We start from the raw sequence: 17,324 nt of genomic DNA on the forward strand, positions 1-17,324 counted from the left end.
CGATCCCGTCGGCGCACGAACGCATCCCGCATGCAGCTCGACGGGCGGAATCGTTCGCCGAACGTCTATAGTGATAGCTCGACTCAAAGCATGGCGATCGCGCGGCAAAGACTCCGCGAGAACGCAAGCGACCGCATGTCGCACCTCATCACGAACGGAACCTATGGACACCATCGCTGGAAACAACAGTCCGAGCATCGACGGCGGCCTTCAGACAGGCGGCCCGATCTCCGGAGCAAACTTCGAAGCAGACGGCCCGACTGCCGGCAACGGCCCCGAAGCGGAAGGCCCGATCGCCGCCGACGGAGCCCAGACCATCGGCTCGGCCGCCGACGGCGCGTGCGCGCCGCGCGATCCGACCGCATATGGCGAGCTGGGACGCAGGGCGCTCGAGCTCAACGACCGCGAAACGCTCTCGGCCGACGAGGTCATAGACGCATTCCTCGACTGGACGATCGAAGCCGGCATCGAGCTCTGGCCGCACCAGGAAGAAGCCTGCATGAGCCTCATGATGGACGACCACGTCATCCTGGGCACGCCCACCGGGTCGGGCAAATCCATGGTCGCGCTCGCGATGCACTTCCTCGCGCTTGCCATGGGGCGCCGCGCCTATTACACGGCTCCCATCAAAGCCCTCGTCAACGAGAAATTCTTCGACCTGGTCGAGCTGCTCGGCCGCGAAAACGTCGGTATGATCACGGGCGATACCCGCATCAACACCGACGCGCCCATCGTCTGCTGCACGGCGGAGATCCTGGCGAACCAGGCGCTGCGCGAAGGCGACGCGTGCGATATCGACTACGTCGCCATGGACGAGTTCCATTTCTTCGCCGATCCCGATCGCGGATGGGCCTGGCAGGTGCCGTTGCTCACGATGCCTCGCACCCGGTTCCTGCTCATGAGCGCCACGCTCGGCGATATGACGCAGATCGCCGACGCCTTGGAAACGCAGACCGGACGCGCGGTGGATGCGATCCTCGACGCCGAGCGACCTGTGCCCCTGACGTACGAATACGTCGAGACCCCGCTCGAAGGGACCGTCGAGCTTGCGGTGCGCGACGGCGATGCGCCCATCTATATCGTGCACTTCTCCCAAGACGCGGCGCTCGCCTGCGCGCAGTCGCTATCGAGCTTCGGTCTGGCCAGCAAGGACCAGCGCGTCGCCATCAAAGAGGCCATGTCCGGCACACGCTTTTCCACAGCATTCGGCAAGACGCTCAAACGCCTGCTCGAAGCCGGCATCGGCGTGCACCACGCCGGCATGCTTCCCCGCTATCGACTGCTGGTCGAAAAGCTCGCCCAGCAGGGGCTCATCCCGATCATCTGCGGCACCGACACGCTCGGCGTCGGCATCAACGTGCCTATCCGCACCGTCGTGCTCACGGCGCTCTCCAAATACGACGGACGGCGCATGCGTCGCCTCCGCTCGCGCGAATTCCATCAGATCGTCGGGCGGGCAGGGCGTTCGGGGTTCGATACCGAAGGCAGGGTCATCGCCGAGGCGCCCGAGCAAGACATCGAGTATGCCAAGGCGCTCGCGAAGGCCGGCAACGACGATAAGAAGCGCAAGCGCGTGAAACGCAAGGCCGTGCCCGAAGGCTTCGTCAGCTGGAACAAGCAGACCTTCGAACGCCTGATAGAAGCCGCTCCTGAAACGCTCAAACCGCGCATGCGCATCACGCATGCCATCGTGCTGGCCGAAGTCGAGCAGGGCGGCGACGCGTGGGCGCGCACGTGCAGGCTCATCGACGATTCGCTCCAGACGACCGAGGAGAAGACCGCGCTCAAGACACGCGCCGCCGAGATCTTCCAGACGCTCATGGATGCCGGCGTGGTGGAGCGCCTCACGGACGAAGAGGGCGGCACCGCATACGCCACGACGGTCGACCTTCCCGACGACTTCGCTCTCGATCAGCCGCTCTCCCCTTTCATGCTGGCGGCTCTCGAGCTGCTCGACCCGGAAAGCGAGACCTACGCGCTCGACGTCATCTCCATGGTCGAATCCACGCTCGAAGATCCGCGCCAGGTGCTGCGGGCACAAGAGCGCCGCGCGAAGGACCGCGCGATGGCCGCCATGAAGGCCGAGGGCATCGATTACGAGGAACGTCTGGAAAAGATCGCCGACGTCACCTACCCCAAGCCGCTCGAAGAGCTGCTCGAAGCGGCGTTCGCGCAGTACTGCGAATCGGTTCCCTGGGCCAACGACTACGCGCTTCGTCCCAAGTCGGTTCTGCGCGACATGGTGGAGACCGCCGCGAACTTCAAAGGATACGTCACTTCCTACAACATCGCGCGATCGGAGGGCACGCTTTTACGGTATCTGTCGGACGCCTACCGCGTGCTCGCCAAGACGATTCCGTCAGATAAGCGCGACGAGCACCTGGGAGACATCGTGTCGTGGCTCGGCTTCGTCGTGCGCTCGGTCGATTCCTCGCTCATCGATGCATGGGAATCCGCCGGCGAAGCGGAAGATATCGCGGCCCCCGAGGCGGCAGACGTCGTCGTGCATGACCGGCGCGCCGTCACGCTGCTCGTGCGCAACGCGCTTTTCGCCCGCGTTCGCCTGGCCGCCCGCGGACGCGCCGCGGAGCTCGGCGAACTCGATGCGGACTGGGGCTATGGCACCCGCGCCTGGCAGCAGGCGCTCGACGGGCTTTTCGAGGCGCACGAGGAGATCCTGACCGATGCCGACGCGCGCTCGACCGCTTATTTCACCATCGATGAATCCGACGAGGCTTCCCGCCATGTCTGGCGCGTGACGCAGACCTTCCATGATGCGGATGGCGACCGCGACTTCGGCATTCGCGCCGACGTCGATCTGGATGCGACCCAGGAAAGCGGCGAGGTCGTCTTCTCGCGCTATCGGGTGGGAGCGTTCGAAGATCTGCAGGATTTCCAATAGCCAGCTTCGAAAGAACGCGGGTTTTATGGAGCGGTCCGCTCCTCGCTTGCGAAACGCGACGGCCGCCTTCTACCATGACGTCGCCCGATACGAAGACGAGCGTGGTCGTGAATCTGACTGCAGGGCGTGAATGCATGTTTTTTCTTTTCATGGCCGCGTCGTGTTCCCACGAGAGGAGAGCAGGTCATGAAGAGCAGGGTCGCCATCATGGGCATCGTCGTCGAGGATCCCGAGCATGTAGCCGAACTCAACGCGATACTGCACGAGTACGCGCGCCACATCATCGGACGCATGGGAATTCCCTATCGAGAGCGCGGCGTGAACATCATAAGCGTGGCGCTCGACGCTCCCGAAAACGAGATATCGGCGCTGGCCGGCAAAGTGGGAAACATCGACGGCGTCAGCGTGAAAACGGCCTATTCGAGCGTCATCTCGCAAGATTGACGACACGATCATGGACGCGAAGCCGCATGAGCTCATCCATGCGCTCGAGGTCGACCACGCATTGCCGACGGAAGGCTACGAGCGCCTCATAGCCGAATGCGACGCCGCCCTCGCCGCGCATGCCGCCGAACGCGCCGCCGAAGCTCGGCGCACGGTTTACGGCACCGATATCTATCTGCGCGGCCTCATCGAGTTCAGCAGCTATTGCGTCAACGATTGCCTCTACTGCGGCCTGAGACGCTCCAACGGCCGCGCCGACCGCTATCGTCTGACGCCCGACCAGATCCTCGAATGCGTCGAGGAAGGCTACGGCATCGGGTACCGCACGTTCGTGCTGCAGGGCGGCGAAGACCCCCGATTCACAGACGATATGCTCTGCGCCGTCGTTTCGACGATCAAGGACCGGCATTCCGACTGCGCCGTCACGCTTTCGCTGGGCGAGCGCAGCCGCGCGAGCTACCGCCGCCTGTTCGATGCGGGCGCAGACCGCTATCTCCTGCGCCATGAGACCGCGAGCCCCGATCACTACGCGATGCTGCATCCGCGTTCGATGTCGTACGAGAGGCGCATGCGCTGCGTATCCGACCTGCGCGACATCGGATACGCGGTGGGCCTCGGCTTCATGGTGGGATCGCCCGGCCAAGGCCCGCGCGAGCTGGCGCGCGATCTGAAGCTTATCGAGGAATTCCGCCCCGAGATGTGCGGCATCGGTCCGTTCGTGCCGCATCACGCCACACCGTTTTCCGATGCGCCCCGCGGATCGGTCGACCTCACATGCTATCTGCTCTCGCTCATCCGGCTCATCTCCCCCGGCCTGCTCATCCCGGCCACGACGGCGCTCGCGACCCTTGATCCCGCAGGGCGCGAGAAGGGGATCCTGGCCGGAGCGAACGTCATCATGCCCAACGTATCGCCCGCTTCGGTGCGCACGCGATACGACCCGTACGACAACAAGGCATGCACGGGAGAAGAGGCTGCGGAAGGCCGACGACGCCTGGACGCGCGCATCGCCTCCATCGGCTACCGAACCGTCGTCGACCGAGGGGATCCGAAGCTTTCCCCGGTCTGACCGGGTGAATGCACCGAATGAAGGGACGCATCCAATTCAAGGGGGAAGGCAATCGCATGACGGTCCATCGATACGATCCTGCATCGCTTCATGCAGACGAATTCATCAACCATGACGAGATTCTCGAAACGCTCGCGTTCGCGCAGGCGCATAAGGACGATGTCGGCCTCTGCCGCGAGATTCTGAAGAAAGCCGAATCGCATCTGGCGCCTGCCAAGGACCATTGCGCGGTCATAACCCATCGGGAGGCGGCGGTGCTGCTCGCATGCGAGGATGCCGGCATCAACGAGGAGATACGCCGTCTCGCCCATAGGATCAAGCTGGCCTACTACGGCAACCGCATCGTCCTGTTCGCCCCGCTCTACCTTTCCAACTATTGCGTGAACGGCTGTCTGTACTGCCCCTACCATGCCGAGAACCGAGACATCCCGCGCCACAGGCTGACCCAGGACGAAGTGCGCGCCGAAGTCGTGGCGCTGCAGGACATGGGACACAAGCGCCTGGCCATCGAAGCGGGCGAGGATCCGGTGCACAGCCCCATCGACTACATCCTGGAATGCATGCGGACCATCTACTCCATCAAGCACGAGAACGGCGCCATACGCCGCGTGAACGTCAATATCGCGGCCACGACCGTCGAAGAGTATCGGATGCTCAAGGAAGCCGAGATCGGCACCTACATCCTGTTCCAAGAGACCTACAACCGCGAACGATACGAGGAGCTCCACCCCACGGGGCCGAAATCGGACTACTGCTGGCACACCGAGGCGCACGACCGCGCCATGGAGGGCGGCATCGACGACGTGGGTCTGGGCGTGCTGTTCGGACTGGAAGGATACGCCTACGAATTCACGGGACTCATCATGCACGCCGAGCACCTGGAGGCCGTGCATGGCGTAGGCCCCCATACCATCAGCGTGCCGCGCGTGAAGCCGGCGATGGACATCGATCCCGACGCGTTCGACAACGGCATTCCCGACGACGTCTTCGACAAGATCATCGCGCTCATCCGCATAGCCGTGCCCTATACGGGCATGATCATCTCGACGCGCGAGTCCCGAAGCGTGCGCGAGCGCGCGCTGCGCTACGGCATCTCGCAGATTTCGGGCGGCAGCCGCACGAGCGTGGGCGGCTACACGCAAGAGGACCGCCCGCATGACACCGAGCAGTTCGACGTGTCGGACCAACGAACGCTCGACGAGGTCGTCGCCTGGCTCATGGACAACGACCACATCCCGAGCTTCTGCACGGCATGCTACCGTGCCGGACGCACGGGCGACCGCTTCATGCAATTCTGCAAAGGCGGGCAGATCCTGAACTACTGCCATCCCAATGCGCTCATGACGCTCATGGAATACCTGGTCGATTACGCGACGCCCTCTACGAAGGAGAAGGGCGAGGCCATGGTGCGCCGCGAACTGCTGAAGATCCCGAATGAGGCCACGCGCACGCGTACCGAGCGGTACCTGAGCGATATCGCCGGCGGCCGCGGCAACGACTTCAGGTTCTAGGCGGGAGGATCCTATGGGATTGAACGGCGCGACGAGCGGCGAACGGATCCACATCGGATTCTTCGGCGCGTGCAACGCAGGCAAGTCGAGCTTGGTCAATGCGGTCGTCGGACAGGACCTTGCCGTGGTTTCGGAGGTGGCCGGCACGACGACCGATCCGGTGCGCAAGGCCATGGAGCTCGCGCCCTTGGGACCCGTGCTCGTCATCGACACGCCCGGCATGGACGATGAGGGAGAGCTCGGAGCCCTGCGCGTCAGGAAGGCGCGCCGCGTGCTCGATTCGACCGATGCGGCCGTGCTCGTGGCGGATAGCGTCAAGGGACTTTCGGATGCCGATCGCACGCTCATAGGCTTGTTCGAAGAGCGAGGCGTTCCGTATGCGGTCGTCATGGGCAAGTGCGACCTCGTGGGCGAACAAGAGCCGAAGACGTCTTTGGAAGCGAACGCGAACCCGCCGCATGGGCGCCTGTTCGCAAGCGCCTTGACGGGAACGGGCGTCCACGAGCTCAAGGAGCTCATCGGCACGATCGCCGCCGGCGCGAAGGAACCCCGGCGCGTGGTGGGCGACCTGCTCGAACCCTGCGACGACGTCGTGCTCGTGGTTCCCATCGACGCCGCGGCACCCAAAGGCAGGCTCATCCTCCCCCAGCAGATGACCATACGCGACGTTCTCGATGCCGGAGCGCATGCGCACGTGACGCGCGAGACCGAGCTTGCGGCCATGATGGACGCGCTCGCGCATCCGCCGCGCCTGGTGATCACCGACTCCCAGGCGTTTCGCCCTGTGTCCCGGATCGTGCCCGAGGATATCCCCCTCACATCGTTCTCGATCCTGATGGCACGATACAAGGGCGATCTTGATGCGCAGGTCGCCGGCGCACGCGAGCTCGATAGGCTCGAAAACGGCGATGCGGTGCTGATCTCGGAGGGCTGCACGCACCATCGTCAATGCGAGGACATCGGCACGGTGAAGCTTCCAAGGTGGATTCGCGACCATACGGGCCGCGACATCGACTTCTCGTTCACGTCGGGCACCGAATTCCCCGACGATCTCTCAGGCTTTCGGCTGGTCGTCCACTGCGGAGGATGCATGCTCAACGAGCGCGAGATGCGCTGGCGGCTGCGCCATGCCGCCGCGCAGGGCATCCCGTGCACGAACTACGGCATGGCGATCGCCAAGATGAACGGCATCCTCGACCGCGCGTTGCGGCCGTTCGGCGTCTAGATCGCGCGGCCGGCGTCGTTGCCGGAGCGGATGGCCATCGCGATGTTGAACGGAGCCGCCGCATCGCCGACGGCATACGTATCGACGTTTGAAAGCCCGTCGATAAGCGCGGTGTTCGGCTGCATCTCCGCGCCATCGACGATGGCATCGGCGGCAACGGTGACTTCAAGCCCTTGGCCGGTCTTGATGACGACGTGCCCATCTCCGACCTCGGCGATGGATGCCTCGGGGAAAACGCGCACGCCAAGCGCATAAAGCGCCGTGGTCATGAAACGCATCGCGTGCTGCGACTGCTGCATGTCGAGCTCTTCGTTCTTGCCGGCCGTGACCATGACGACCCTCTTCTTATGCACGGTGAGCCAGAGCGCGGCGTCGAAAGCCTGAGCGTTCGAACCCATGACGACGACGTCGTCGCCCATCTCCGTCGTCATGAAGTCGTCGAAGGCGACGATCGGAGCACCGGACGATGAGGCAAGCCCGCTGTCGACGCGCACGCCGCCGCAGGCCAGCACGACCGCATCGGGTGCTTCGGACGCGATGAGGTCCGCATCGGCTTCCTGGCCCGTCTTCACGTCGACGCCGGAAAGCTCGAGCTGATGCTCCAGGTACGCCTCGAGATCGGCCAGGTTCTCATGCTCGCCCTTCACGAGGTGCGCGAAGGTGAGCAGGCCGCCGAGCTTGGCATTCTTTTCGAACAGCGTCACCTTATGCCCGCGGAATGCTGCGATGCGCGCGGCCTCCATGCCGGCCGGCCCGCCGCCGATGACCATGACCTTCTTGGATGCGGAGGCTTCCGGAAGTTCGTAAGAGGCAGGGCCGCCCTCGCGCATGACGCGCTGGGTGAGGGCGTTCACACGGCAGTAGCCCATCATCGCATTAAGCTGGTTGCTGCCGATATGGCAGTGCAGGCAGCGCGTGCAGGGAGCGATCTCGTCGATCTTGCTGTCGCGCAGCTTGTTGACGTAGTCGGCATCGACCGTCAGCGGACGGTTCATGATATAGAAGTCGACCTTGCCGCCGGCGAGCGCCTGCTCGAAGAAGTCGGGAGCATGCGCCGGATCCATGTAGGTGACCGTGCCGACAGGAATCTTCAGCTGCTGCTTGTATTCGGCGACGACGTCAAGCAGCATGCCTGCGCCGCTGTGATCGCCGATGAGCTTGCCTTCCCAGTGACGGTTGAAATCCCACTGCGTGCCATAGCCTGTCGCGCCCTCGATGCCGTTCAGGATGAAATACAGATCGCTGCCGAACTGGCAGGGATGGTTGCCTAAAGGACCCAGACGCAGATGCATGGCATCGGCGCCGGCGGCTTCGAAGAGCTTCGCGAACTCGATGCCCTCTGCCGTGCCGGTCACGAGGTTGTGAGGTACGGTCAGCGTGTTGTCGAGATTCATAAGCGTCGCATTGTTGGTGAGGTTGTCGTTCTCCTCGATGCAGTCGATCAGGACCTGGACGTTGAAATCGTCGCCGCAGGCCTGCTTGATCTTCGTGATGCACTCGGTGACGAAACGCGCGCGGTTCTCGATGCTTCCGCCATAGTCGTCGGTGCGCGCGTTATGGAAACGCGACAAGAACATCTCGCCCTGATTGAAACCGGCGGCATTGATTTCGATCGCTTCGAAGCCCATCTCCTTGAGCGCTTTGGCGACGGTCACGCCGGCGTCCTCGATGGCCTGGATCGTGGCGACGTCCATGTCGGCCTCGGCGACGGACGTGCCGAAGACGGCCCATTGATAGCCCAGATGAGCACCGTACTCTGCACAGGCTGCCACGAGCGACTTACCGAGCTCGATTCCCTCCGGGGACAGTCCGCTGCCGTCAGGAGCGAACGAGAACGCCTCTCCCTCGATCCAGATGAGCTCGACGCCGCCCTTGGCGAAGTTGACGTAATACTGGATGAGTTCGTCGGCCACGCCGGACAGATAGCAGGCAGAGCCGGCGGCGGACTTCACCATGCGGTTCGAGATCTCCATCGAACCGATGGAGATCGGCGAGAAGAGCGTCTTGAAGTCGGTCGTGTTGCTGCGATAGTCGTAATCCTGCGGGTTGATGCGCGCAGTATAGAGCAGATCCTCGTCCGCAGGCGCAGTAGACCCGGCCACGCCGGTCTTAGCCCCATCAGAGCCATCCGAGCAGCCGACCAGACCGGCCCCTGCGGCGGCGACGCCTGCGATGCCGACGCCTGCGAGGAAATTACGACGTGAAAGATCCATGGTGCTCCCCCTTTTTGGAAAAGTCCGCGCGCATCGCGGGATACGCGAGACCGGCAACGCCCGAGAGAGCGGAATTCCCGCGCATTCGATTCCCATGCACGGAAGCGCATCCCCCCTGCGTGCCGCTCCCCTTCGGCAACATTGCGCGACCGGTCCCCTCGACCGGCATGATGAGATTCTATGCGGATGCGAGAGGAAGAGGAACTACCGAGTTCTTATTGAGTCATAAGAGAATCGTATGGCTCTGCTGAAATAGCACGATACGGGCGAAGCGCGCGTAATGACCGTGCTCTATAGGCATCGGCAAGGCGGCCATGCATTGAGCCGGGGAATACCCATATGCACCGTTGATACCGAGATTCGCGCAATACTCCTAGCAGCTGCATAGGCGCGGCGGGGAATGCGACGCGCGCAGTTCCGCACGAGCCGAACGCGCCGGTGGCGCGTTCGTGCGAGCTCAGGACTGTTTGAGCACGCGCATCCCCGCCGTGCCGATACACAATTCGCCTACCTCTGCGTGCCGTCTCCGAACAAGAGCTCGTGCTCAGGACCGGAAAGCGCATCGCGCGCCTGATCGCGCAGGTTGTTCATGCCGCTCAGGAATTGGCGGTACATCACCACGGTCAGATACCGCCCCTTCGGCGTAAGCGTCAGCTCTTCCTCATTGTCGGTCGCGAAAGCCCCGTTCAGACGCATGAATGCCATCTCGGCCGGAAGCCCGCGTTCGATGCTGATGCCGAAATCTCTTTTGAACTGGCGTTTATCGAGCCGCAGCTGATAGAGCTGCAGCAGGAAACGGTACCGCATCAAATCGCGCGCACCCATCCTGCTCTTGCCCATGAGCGGCATGCGGCCCGCGGCGATGGCTTCGTTGTATTCCTCGATGCTGAAGGTGTTCACGTAAATGCATCCGCCAAGACACGAGATGGACCCGCTGCCGATGGCGGGATACTGCTCGCATGACACCTGGAATTCATCGAGGCGCGCTGCCGACATGGGTTCCGCCGCCCCCATTGCGTCGTCTTCTTTCCCTCGAACTGCCGCATGCACTGCGGCGTCAACCGAGGACGACGCGCGGTCGGGCGCCGCTTCAACCGCCGCGGCGTCTGCGCCGTTGCGCGTGAAGGTCCAGAGCGTCGTACGCTTGAACAGAGGATCTTCGCCACCTGCCAGAACGCCGTCGATCAGATGGTAGTAGCGGCGCTCGCGGTCGTAATCCATCGAGCCCAAGGTCTCCGTCATCTTGCGCGTGGTCGCGCTCGACACGTAGAGCGGCGAGAACGTGGTCTGGCGGCATCCGCACGTCGCGATCTTCTCAAGGTCGCTGATCAGGATCTCTTCGGTCTGCGAAGGGAAATTGAAGATCATATCCACGTTGAGCGAGTCGAAATACGGTATGGCCTCGGCGATGCGCTCGAGGATTTCGTCGCCGCTGCCATACTTCTTGTAGCGATCCATCTGCTTGAGCAGGCCGTCGTCGAAGCTCTGGACGCCGACCGACAGACGCTGCACGCGTCCGCGCAGCTTGTCGAGATACGGCTGGGCCAGATGGTTCGGATTCGTCTCAGTGCCCACGTCTTCGATATGGAATGCATCGCGCGCCAGATCGATGGTTTCGCACAGTTCGTCGAGCATGATCGTGGGCGTGCCGCCGCCGATGTACAGGTCGTGGAAGTCGTAGCCCAGATCCTTCAGCATGAGCATTTCCTTGCGCATGCTCTCGAAGTACGGACGCGCCACCTTCTCGTCGAACCGATAGCGATTGAAGCTGCAGAACGGGCAGAGACGCTGGCAGAACGGCACATGCATATACAGCATGTAACGTTGACCGGGCTTCGCTTCGGGAATGCGGGATTCAGGAGCAGGAACCATCGCAAGGTGATTCTTCGTCATCCTATGGATGATCTTGGTCAAAACACGTTCGGAAAGCATGCGGGCTCCTCATGTAAAACGCGCCCCAGAGGGCGCGTCGTTGCGTCGTGCATAGTGCGGTGTTGTCATTCTAAAACCACATGCGTCGATTGGGAGCAACAATCTCGTATCGAATGGACCTCATGCCCGCGCGTATGGGAATCGTGCAGATGAACAAGCCGATGGGAATGCCGGAGGCCCTAGGGCCTCAACCTACAGGCGGCCCTTCAGATCCTCTGCGACGGCCTTGATGAACGCACCTGTGCTGAGCTTCGTCGGATGCTCGATCGACGTGATGCGCGCAAGATCGCCGGTCATCTTCCCCGACTCGATCGTGGCGACCGTCGCCTGCTCGAGCGCGTCGGCGAAAGCGGCGAGATCGGCCAGGCCGTCGAGCTCGGCACGCTTGCGCAGGGCTCCCGTCCACGCGAAGATCGTGGCCACCGAATTCGTGGACGTCTCTTCGCCCGCGAGATGCTTGTAGTAATGGCGCTGGACCGTGCCGTGCGCGGCCTCGTATTCCCAATAGCCGTGAGGAGACGCGAGCACCGAGGTCATCATCGCGAGCGATCCGAACGCCGACGAGACCATGTCGCTCATCACGTCGCCGTCGTAGTTCTTGCAGGCCCAGATGAAGCCGCCCTCCACCTTCATGACGCGCGCCACGGCATCGTCGATGAGCGTGTAGAAGTACTCGATGCCGGCCGCTTCGAAGCGTGCGGCGTAATCGGCATCGAAGATTTCCTGGAAGATATCCTTGAAGCGATGGTCGTAGGTCTTGGAGATGGTGTCCTTCGTGGCGAACCAGACGTCCTGGCTCGTGGCGAGCGCGAAGTCGAAGCAGGCCCGCGCGAAGCTTTCGATGGAAGCGTCCAGGTTATGCATGCCCTCGACCACGCCAGGCTCCGTGAACTCGTGCACGAGCCGGCGCGTCTCGGTGCCGTCGGACGCGGTGTAGACGAGCTCGACCGCGCCGGGGCCGGGGATGCGCATCTCGGCATCCCGATAGACGTCGCCATACGCATGACGCGCGAGCGTGATCGGGCGCACCCAGTTCTTGACGCACGGTTCGATGCCGCGCACCACGATGGGCGCACGGAATACGGTGCCGTCGAGCATCGCGCGAATGGTGCCGTTTGGGCTCTTCCACATGCGTTTCAGGTCGTATTCCTCGACGCGGGCCGCGTTCGGCGTGATGGTCGCGCACTTGACCGCGACGCCCAGGCGCTTGGTCGCCTCGGCGGAATCCACGGTGACCTGATCGTCGGTCTCGTCGCGATGCGCAAGGCCGAGATCGTAATATTCGGTCTTGAGATCGACGAACGGGCAGATGAGCTCGTCTTTGATCATCTGCCACATGATGCGGGTCATCTCGTCGCCGTCCATCTCGACGAGCGGCGTGGTCATCTGGATCTTGGTCATGCGCGTGTCCCCTCCGAACAGAGCCTGAAGCATACCGAGGCATTGTACCGCGAGACCGCGAACGGCTTCCATGGCACGAAGGCGGGAAGCATCCATCCGCGACGGAAGGAGCGCACGAATCCGCCGATACGAACCCCGGACGCACGAGAGGCGACCGACGCCAAGGCCGGCCGCCCCTCTCTATTCAAGTCGCAGAACCTTCCTGATCGGCAGAAAGGAACGCGCGACTCTTCGCCGATCGAAACCCTCTCAGGCTTCATGACGAAATGCGTGCGGTTCGCGCGCAGGTTACTTGGAAGCGCCGCCCGCGGAAGAGACTTCCTTCGGATCGCCCTTCGTGAACACGAGCGTGCTGGTCTTGTCGGTCATGGTGAGCTTGTCTCCATCGAGGGTCGCAGCCTGGGTGCTGCCGTCGATCGTGACGTCGATCTCGGTCGCGCTCTTGACGGTCCAAGTACCCGTCATGACTTCGCCGAACAGATCGATGCTGGCCGTGCCGTCCTCGTCGAGGTTCATGAACGCATTGAGGCCCATGTCGCTCATCATCTTCATGTCGTCCTCGGTCACGGCTTCCTCGCCGGAGATGGACGAGATGTCCCACGTGCCGACGAACGGCGTCTTGTCGGCATCGCCGCCGCCGGCACCGCCGCACGCGGTAAGTCCGAGCGCGAGCACGAGCGCCGAAACGGCGGTAAGGGCTGCCAGCAGGCCGACACGAACTTTGGTCTTGGATTCCTTCATAGCGGGAGTCTCCTCTCATAAACACTATCCCTTGGTTTCCCTCCGGTGATTTTACCTGAAAACAGATTCTTTTGAAGCTTAGGCGAGAAATGGGAGGGGAAAGGTCCCTATGGCAAGAAAAGCCGCGCGCCCATGAGACGCGCGGCTCGTTTTGCGAAGCCGGTTCTTCCCTCGCGCATCGTGCCGCCTCTCTGCGCGACGAACGAGCCCTAGGCAAGATCTTCGGACGAAAGGACCTTGAAGCCCGCAGCCTCGAGGGCGAACGCGGCTTCGGCCGCCTGGGCGCCGCCGTGGATCTTGAAGACGTCCACCGCCTGGCCTGCTTCGGTCGAGAAGCAGTATCCGTATTCGATGTTCAGCCCGAGCCCGTCGAGCGCCTCGAGCAGTTCGGACAGGCCGCCCGGACGGTTCGGCACCGCTATGGCCGCGACCTTGGTCTTCGTGGCGCTGAATCCGCCTTCTCCCAACGCCTCCATGGCAGCATCGGCATCGTTGCAGATGATGCGCACGAGTCCGTAGTCCGACGTCTCCGCGATCGTGAGGGCCCGCATATCCACGCCCGCCCGGCCCAGGCAGCGGCACAAGGCCAGAAGGCGGCCTTCGCTGTTTTCAAGGAACACCGTGATCTGATCGACCATTACCGAATCCCCTCCCTCGCGTCGAAGACGCGCTTCGCCTTACCTTCGCTGCGCGGAATGCTCTTCGGTTCCACGACCTTGACCTCGATTCTAACCGACAGCGCTGCCTTGAGCTTCGCTTGGATCTCGCGCTGGAGACGCTGGACCGCGGCGATGGAATCGAGCGCGAAGCCGGGATCGGCCTCGATCTTGAGCGTCACGACATCGAGCGACTTCACGGTCTCCAGTTCGATCCGATACCACGACGACGCATCGGGAATGGTCTTGACGACGTCTTCGATCTGGCTCGGGAAGACGTTCACGCCGCGAATGACGAGCATGTCGTCGGTGCGGCCGTGCAGGCGGTCGATACGGCAATGCGTACGTCCGCAGGCGCAGGCTCCGGGAATGATGCGCGTGATGTCGCGCGTGCGATAGCGCACGACGGGGCTCGCCTCGCGATCGACCGTCGTGATGACGAGCTCGCCCCATTCGCCGTCGGGCAGATTCTTCCCGGTGACCGGATCGATGACTTCGGCATAGAAGTGATCCTCGGCCAGATGCAGGCCGGTCTGCTCCCAGCATTCGATCGCGACGCCCGGACCCATGGTTTCGGTCAGGCCGTACACATCGAGCACCTTGTATCCGAGCTTTCGCTCGAGTTCGGCGCGCAGGGAATCGCTGAAAGGCTCGGCGCCGTGGATGCCGGCGCGCAGATGGAATTCCTCGGAAGGATCGATGCCCGCCTCGAGGGCGGTATCGGCGATGTGCATCGCGTAGCTGGGCGTGCAGCACATGATGGTGGTGCCGAGATCCTTGAGCAGGCGAATCTGGCGCTCGGTGTTGCCCGAGGACGCGGGGATGACCGCAGCTCCCGAATGCTGGCTGCCGTAATGGGCACCCAGTCCGCCGGTGAACAGGCCGTATCCGTAATTCACCTGAACGACGTCGTCTGCGCCGCCGCCGGCGTAGACGATGCCGCGTCCGAAGCATTCCGCCCAGATCTCCAGATCGCGCTGCGTGTAGGCCGCAAGCGTCGCGACCCCGGTCGTGCCGGAGGACAGATGGATCTCGCGCACCTCGCTGCGCGGCACGGCGAGCATGCCGTACGGGTAGTTGTCGCGCAGGTCCTGCTTGCCAACGAACGGAGCGCGCCCGAGGTCGTCGAGCGATTCGACGGAATACGGGTCGAAGCCCGCTTCGTCGTACGCCTTCTTGTAGTACGGAATGTTCTCGTAGCAGCGTGCCACGGTCTTCTTGATTCCCTCGAGCTGGACCCCTTCGATCCGCTCGTGCGGCATCGTCAGGATATCCCCCTGGTTCGCATCCATCGCGTCGCCTTCCTTCGATTCTGCTTCGGTGCGTCTCGCACGTCGATGGCGTGATGATAGGGCTTTCCCGCGCACCCGGTTCGGTGCCTCTTGAGAATCGCTGGATTCTCGGCATAGTTTCCTATACTCTATTTTAAATAGAACTTCCGAACGGAAACCGCGATGCGTCATCGGGCGCATCGATATCGGCATGAAGCAGCCGGGCGACACGCCTTTCGACCAGAACGCCGATTGCGATGGGTTCGCCCATCCGACGGATTCCTTCGGCGTCGATCACAGGAAGCGAGCGACGATGGACAAAGCATTGTTGGGACGAAGGCTCCTTGCGCTGCGCATGCGCGCGGGGCTTTCCCAAGATGCGTGCGGCGCGGCCATCGGCATCACGGGAAAGGCCGTCTCCAGGTGGGAGCGGGGCGCGTCGTACCCGAGCATGGATGCGCTCGTACGCCTGGCCGACCTGTACGGCATGAGCCTGGCCGAACTGTTCGACGGACAGGCATCGCGCGAAGGATCGAACATCGCGATCATCGCCGTCACCGGAGGTCCGTGCGCCGGGAAGACGACCGCCATACCCGTGCTCGCGCATGAGCTCGAGGTGCGCGGATATCGGGTCGTCACGCTTCCGGAAGCGGCGACGCTCCTGATGGAAACGGGCATGCGGCCCGGCATCGACGTATCCGAGGGCACCTTTCAAGAGCGGATCCTCGATCTGCAGCTGTCCCTGGAGAGCGCCGCCCGCATCACGCTTGAGCGCAGCGCGGATTGCAGGGCGGTCGTGCTCTGCGACCGCGGCATCATGGACGGGGCGGCCTATCTTCCTGCAATGGAATTCCCGCTCATGCTCGCGCGCGCAGGCCTTTCCGTCGATGAAGCCTTCGAACGCTACGATGCCGTCATCCATCTCGAATCGCTCGCGGCGGAGGAATCCGCAGCCTATGGGATGGAGGGCAATGCCGCACGGCGAGAAGACGTCCTGGGTGCGCGCGCCATGGAAGAACGGATCAAGCGTGCATGGGCGGGACATCCCCACGTGTCGTTCGTGCCTGCGCGCGATGGCATGGACGCCAAGATCGGCGATGCGCTCGCATGCGCCCTTTCAGCGGCCGGATGCGGCAGGGTGCTTCCGCATCGGCGCATCTTCCTGATCAGGAAGCCGAACGAAAGCGCCCTGCTCGAACGCGTCGGAACGTATGCCGAAGATGTCGAGCAAATCCTGTTGAGGCCGGCGGGCGCGACGGAACGGGATGGAGAACGCGTTGAGGAGCAGGATGGCAAACGCGCATCGAACCGGGATGGCGAACGCACCGAGAAGCGAGGCGGCAGGCGCAGATCGAACCAGGGTGGAGGCCACGCATCAGAAACCCGCATCATCCTCGAGTCCCATGCAAGGATCGGGGCGATCGCACGCGATGCGGAAGCCGGCGACGCCGGAGTACGAAGCATAGGGGAACATGAAGGCAGCAAGGCATCGGGAACCAAGAACGTCGAAGGGCCTCGGCGCGAATACTTCCGCCTGACCTGCTCGACAGACATCTATGAAGGTACCGCGCGCGAATCGTTCGACGGCGCCTGCGAGCGTTACGCCCTCGCCATCGACGGGAAGCGCTTCCGCGATCTGCATGCGTTTGCGGATCCTTCCCTGCATGAAGTTCGGCACACGCGCATCCACCTTGCCGAGGGCGCTAGGCGATACGAGGTGCGCACGTATTCGTTCCTTCCCTACCAGGCCGTCGCCATCGTCGAATGCGACGAATCGGACCTGGATGCGAAACCGGCGGACCTCATGCCGCCCTATCTGCAGCTCATCCGCGAGATAGCCCCATCGCCGGAATCGTTTTCGACCCATGCCTTCGCCTGCGCCCTCGCGCAAGGAAGGTTCTGAAGCGGCGATCGCAGGAGGTTGATAGGGATCGTCCTCCTCCACTACGGCGACAATAC

The 17,324-nt window shown here is 63.0% G+C and carries 12 protein-coding genes; 6 read left to right on the forward strand and 6 right to left on the reverse strand.

All coding sequences use genetic code 11. The annotated features are described in order from the left end of the window. Positions 1-163: 163 nt before the first annotated feature. The 5 genes from HMPREF1155_RS00720 (at position 164) to hydF (ending at position 7,151) form a co-directional block, all read left to right on the forward strand. Positions 164-2,902: an RNA helicase gene (locus HMPREF1155_RS00720; protein WP_009076504.1), complete on the forward strand. Its 2,739-nt coding sequence runs from the start codon at positions 164-166 to the stop codon at positions 2,900-2,902. 186 nt (positions 2,903-3,088) lie between these two features. Further along, positions 3,089-3,346, forward strand: coding sequence for a TM1266 family iron-only hydrogenase system putative regulator (locus tag HMPREF1155_RS00725; RefSeq protein WP_009075980.1), 258 nt, complete (start codon positions 3,089-3,091; stop codon positions 3,344-3,346). Positions 3,347-3,356: 10 nt separating this feature from the next. Continuing rightward, entirely contained in the window at positions 3,357-4,415 is a 1,059-nt protein-coding gene (gene hydE / locus HMPREF1155_RS00730; RefSeq protein WP_009076454.1) for a [FeFe] hydrogenase H-cluster radical SAM maturase HydE, read from the forward strand. 17 nt (positions 4,416-4,432) lie between these two features. Next, positions 4,433-5,926 (forward strand): [FeFe] hydrogenase H-cluster radical SAM maturase HydG, encoded by a 1,494-nt coding sequence (hydG, locus tag HMPREF1155_RS00735; RefSeq protein ID WP_009076346.1) that lies wholly within the window; start codon positions 4,433-4,435, stop codon positions 5,924-5,926. Between the two features lie 13 nt (positions 5,927-5,939). Next, complete coding sequence (gene hydF / locus HMPREF1155_RS00740; RefSeq protein ID WP_009075998.1) at positions 5,940-7,151, forward strand: [FeFe] hydrogenase H-cluster maturation GTPase HydF; 1,212 nt, start codon at positions 5,940-5,942, stop codon at positions 7,149-7,151. Here hydF and HMPREF1155_RS00745 read toward each other — a convergent pair. From HMPREF1155_RS00745 to HMPREF1155_RS00770, 6 genes are all read right to left on the reverse strand, one after another. Then, complete coding sequence (locus HMPREF1155_RS00745) at positions 7,148-9,364, reverse strand: FAD-dependent oxidoreductase (protein WP_009076364.1); 2,217 nt, start codon at positions 9,362-9,364, stop codon at positions 7,148-7,150. The two genes, hydF and HMPREF1155_RS00745, sit on opposite strands and share 4 nt — an antisense overlap. Positions 9,365-9,871: 507 nt before the next feature. Further along, positions 9,872-11,296, reverse strand: a complete 1,425-nt coding sequence (locus HMPREF1155_RS00750; RefSeq protein WP_009076470.1) for a radical SAM protein — start codon at positions 11,294-11,296, stop codon at positions 9,872-9,874. 192 nt (positions 11,297-11,488) lie between these two features. Further along, positions 11,489-12,697 carry an NADP-dependent isocitrate dehydrogenase gene (locus HMPREF1155_RS00755; RefSeq protein WP_202898186.1) on the reverse strand — a complete coding sequence of 403 codons (1,209 nt, stop codon included), beginning with the start codon at positions 12,695-12,697 and terminating at the stop codon, positions 11,489-11,491. A gap of 288 nt (positions 12,698-12,985) precedes the next feature. Then, positions 12,986-13,438, reverse strand: coding sequence for a glycoside hydrolase family 43 C-terminal domain-containing protein (locus HMPREF1155_RS00760; protein WP_006362932.1), 453 nt, complete (start codon positions 13,436-13,438; stop codon positions 12,986-12,988). A 209-nt stretch (positions 13,439-13,647) separates the two neighbouring features. After that, positions 13,648-14,076, reverse strand: coding sequence for a hypothetical protein (locus tag HMPREF1155_RS00765; RefSeq protein WP_006362933.1), 429 nt, complete (start codon positions 14,074-14,076; stop codon positions 13,648-13,650). Next, positions 14,076-15,386: a phenylacetate--CoA ligase family protein gene (locus tag HMPREF1155_RS00770; protein ID WP_009076359.1), complete on the reverse strand. Its 1,311-nt coding sequence runs from the start codon at positions 15,384-15,386 to the stop codon at positions 14,076-14,078. The genes HMPREF1155_RS00765 and HMPREF1155_RS00770 overlap by 1 nt, the downstream gene beginning before the upstream one ends. Positions 15,387-15,576: 190 nt before the next feature. Here HMPREF1155_RS00770 and HMPREF1155_RS00775 point away from each other — a divergent pair, with 190 nt between their 5' ends. Further along, positions 15,577-17,268, forward strand: coding sequence for an AAA family ATPase (locus HMPREF1155_RS00775; protein ID WP_009076200.1), 1,692 nt, complete (start codon positions 15,577-15,579; stop codon positions 17,266-17,268). Positions 17,269-17,324: the final 56 nt, after the last annotated feature.

The sequence above is a fragment of the Slackia sp. CM382 genome, from assembly GCF_000293015.1.
In the GTDB taxonomy this organism is placed as follows: Bacteria; Actinomycetota; Coriobacteriia; order Coriobacteriales; family Eggerthellaceae; genus Slackia; species Slackia exigua.

Coding starts and splice junctions, on each gene's coding strand:
- hydE (WP_009076454.1), top strand. CDS start 3,357: ATGGACGCGAAGCCGCATGAGCTCATCCATGCGCTCGAGGTCGACCAC.
- HMPREF1155_RS00765 (WP_006362933.1), bottom strand. CDS start 14,076: ATGGTCGATCAGATCACGGTGTTCCTTGAAAACAGCGAAGGCCGCCTT.
- hydF (WP_009075998.1), top strand. CDS start 5,940: ATGGGATTGAACGGCGCGACGAGCGGCGAACGGATCCACATCGGATTC.
- HMPREF1155_RS00775 (WP_009076200.1), top strand. CDS start 15,577: ATGAAGCAGCCGGGCGACACGCCTTTCGACCAGAACGCCGATTGCGAT.
- HMPREF1155_RS00750 (WP_009076470.1), bottom strand. CDS start 11,296: ATGCTTTCCGAACGTGTTTTGACCAAGATCATCCATAGGATGACGAAG.
- HMPREF1155_RS00770 (WP_009076359.1), bottom strand. CDS start 15,386: ATGGATGCGAACCAGGGGGATATCCTGACGATGCCGCACGAGCGGATC.
- hydG (WP_009076346.1), top strand. CDS start 4,433: ATGAAGGGACGCATCCAATTCAAGGGGGAAGGCAATCGCATGACGGTC.
- HMPREF1155_RS00725 (WP_009075980.1), top strand. CDS start 3,089: ATGAAGAGCAGGGTCGCCATCATGGGCATCGTCGTCGAGGATCCCGAG.
- HMPREF1155_RS00720 (WP_009076504.1), top strand. CDS start 164: ATGGACACCATCGCTGGAAACAACAGTCCGAGCATCGACGGCGGCCTT.
- HMPREF1155_RS00760 (WP_006362932.1), bottom strand. CDS start 13,438: ATGAAGGAATCCAAGACCAAAGTTCGTGTCGGCCTGCTGGCAGCCCTT.
- HMPREF1155_RS00755 (WP_202898186.1), bottom strand. CDS start 12,697: ATGACCAAGATCCAGATGACCACGCCGCTCGTCGAGATGGACGGCGAC.
- HMPREF1155_RS00745 (WP_009076364.1), bottom strand. CDS start 9,364: ATGGATCTTTCACGTCGTAATTTCCTCGCAGGCGTCGGCATCGCAGGC.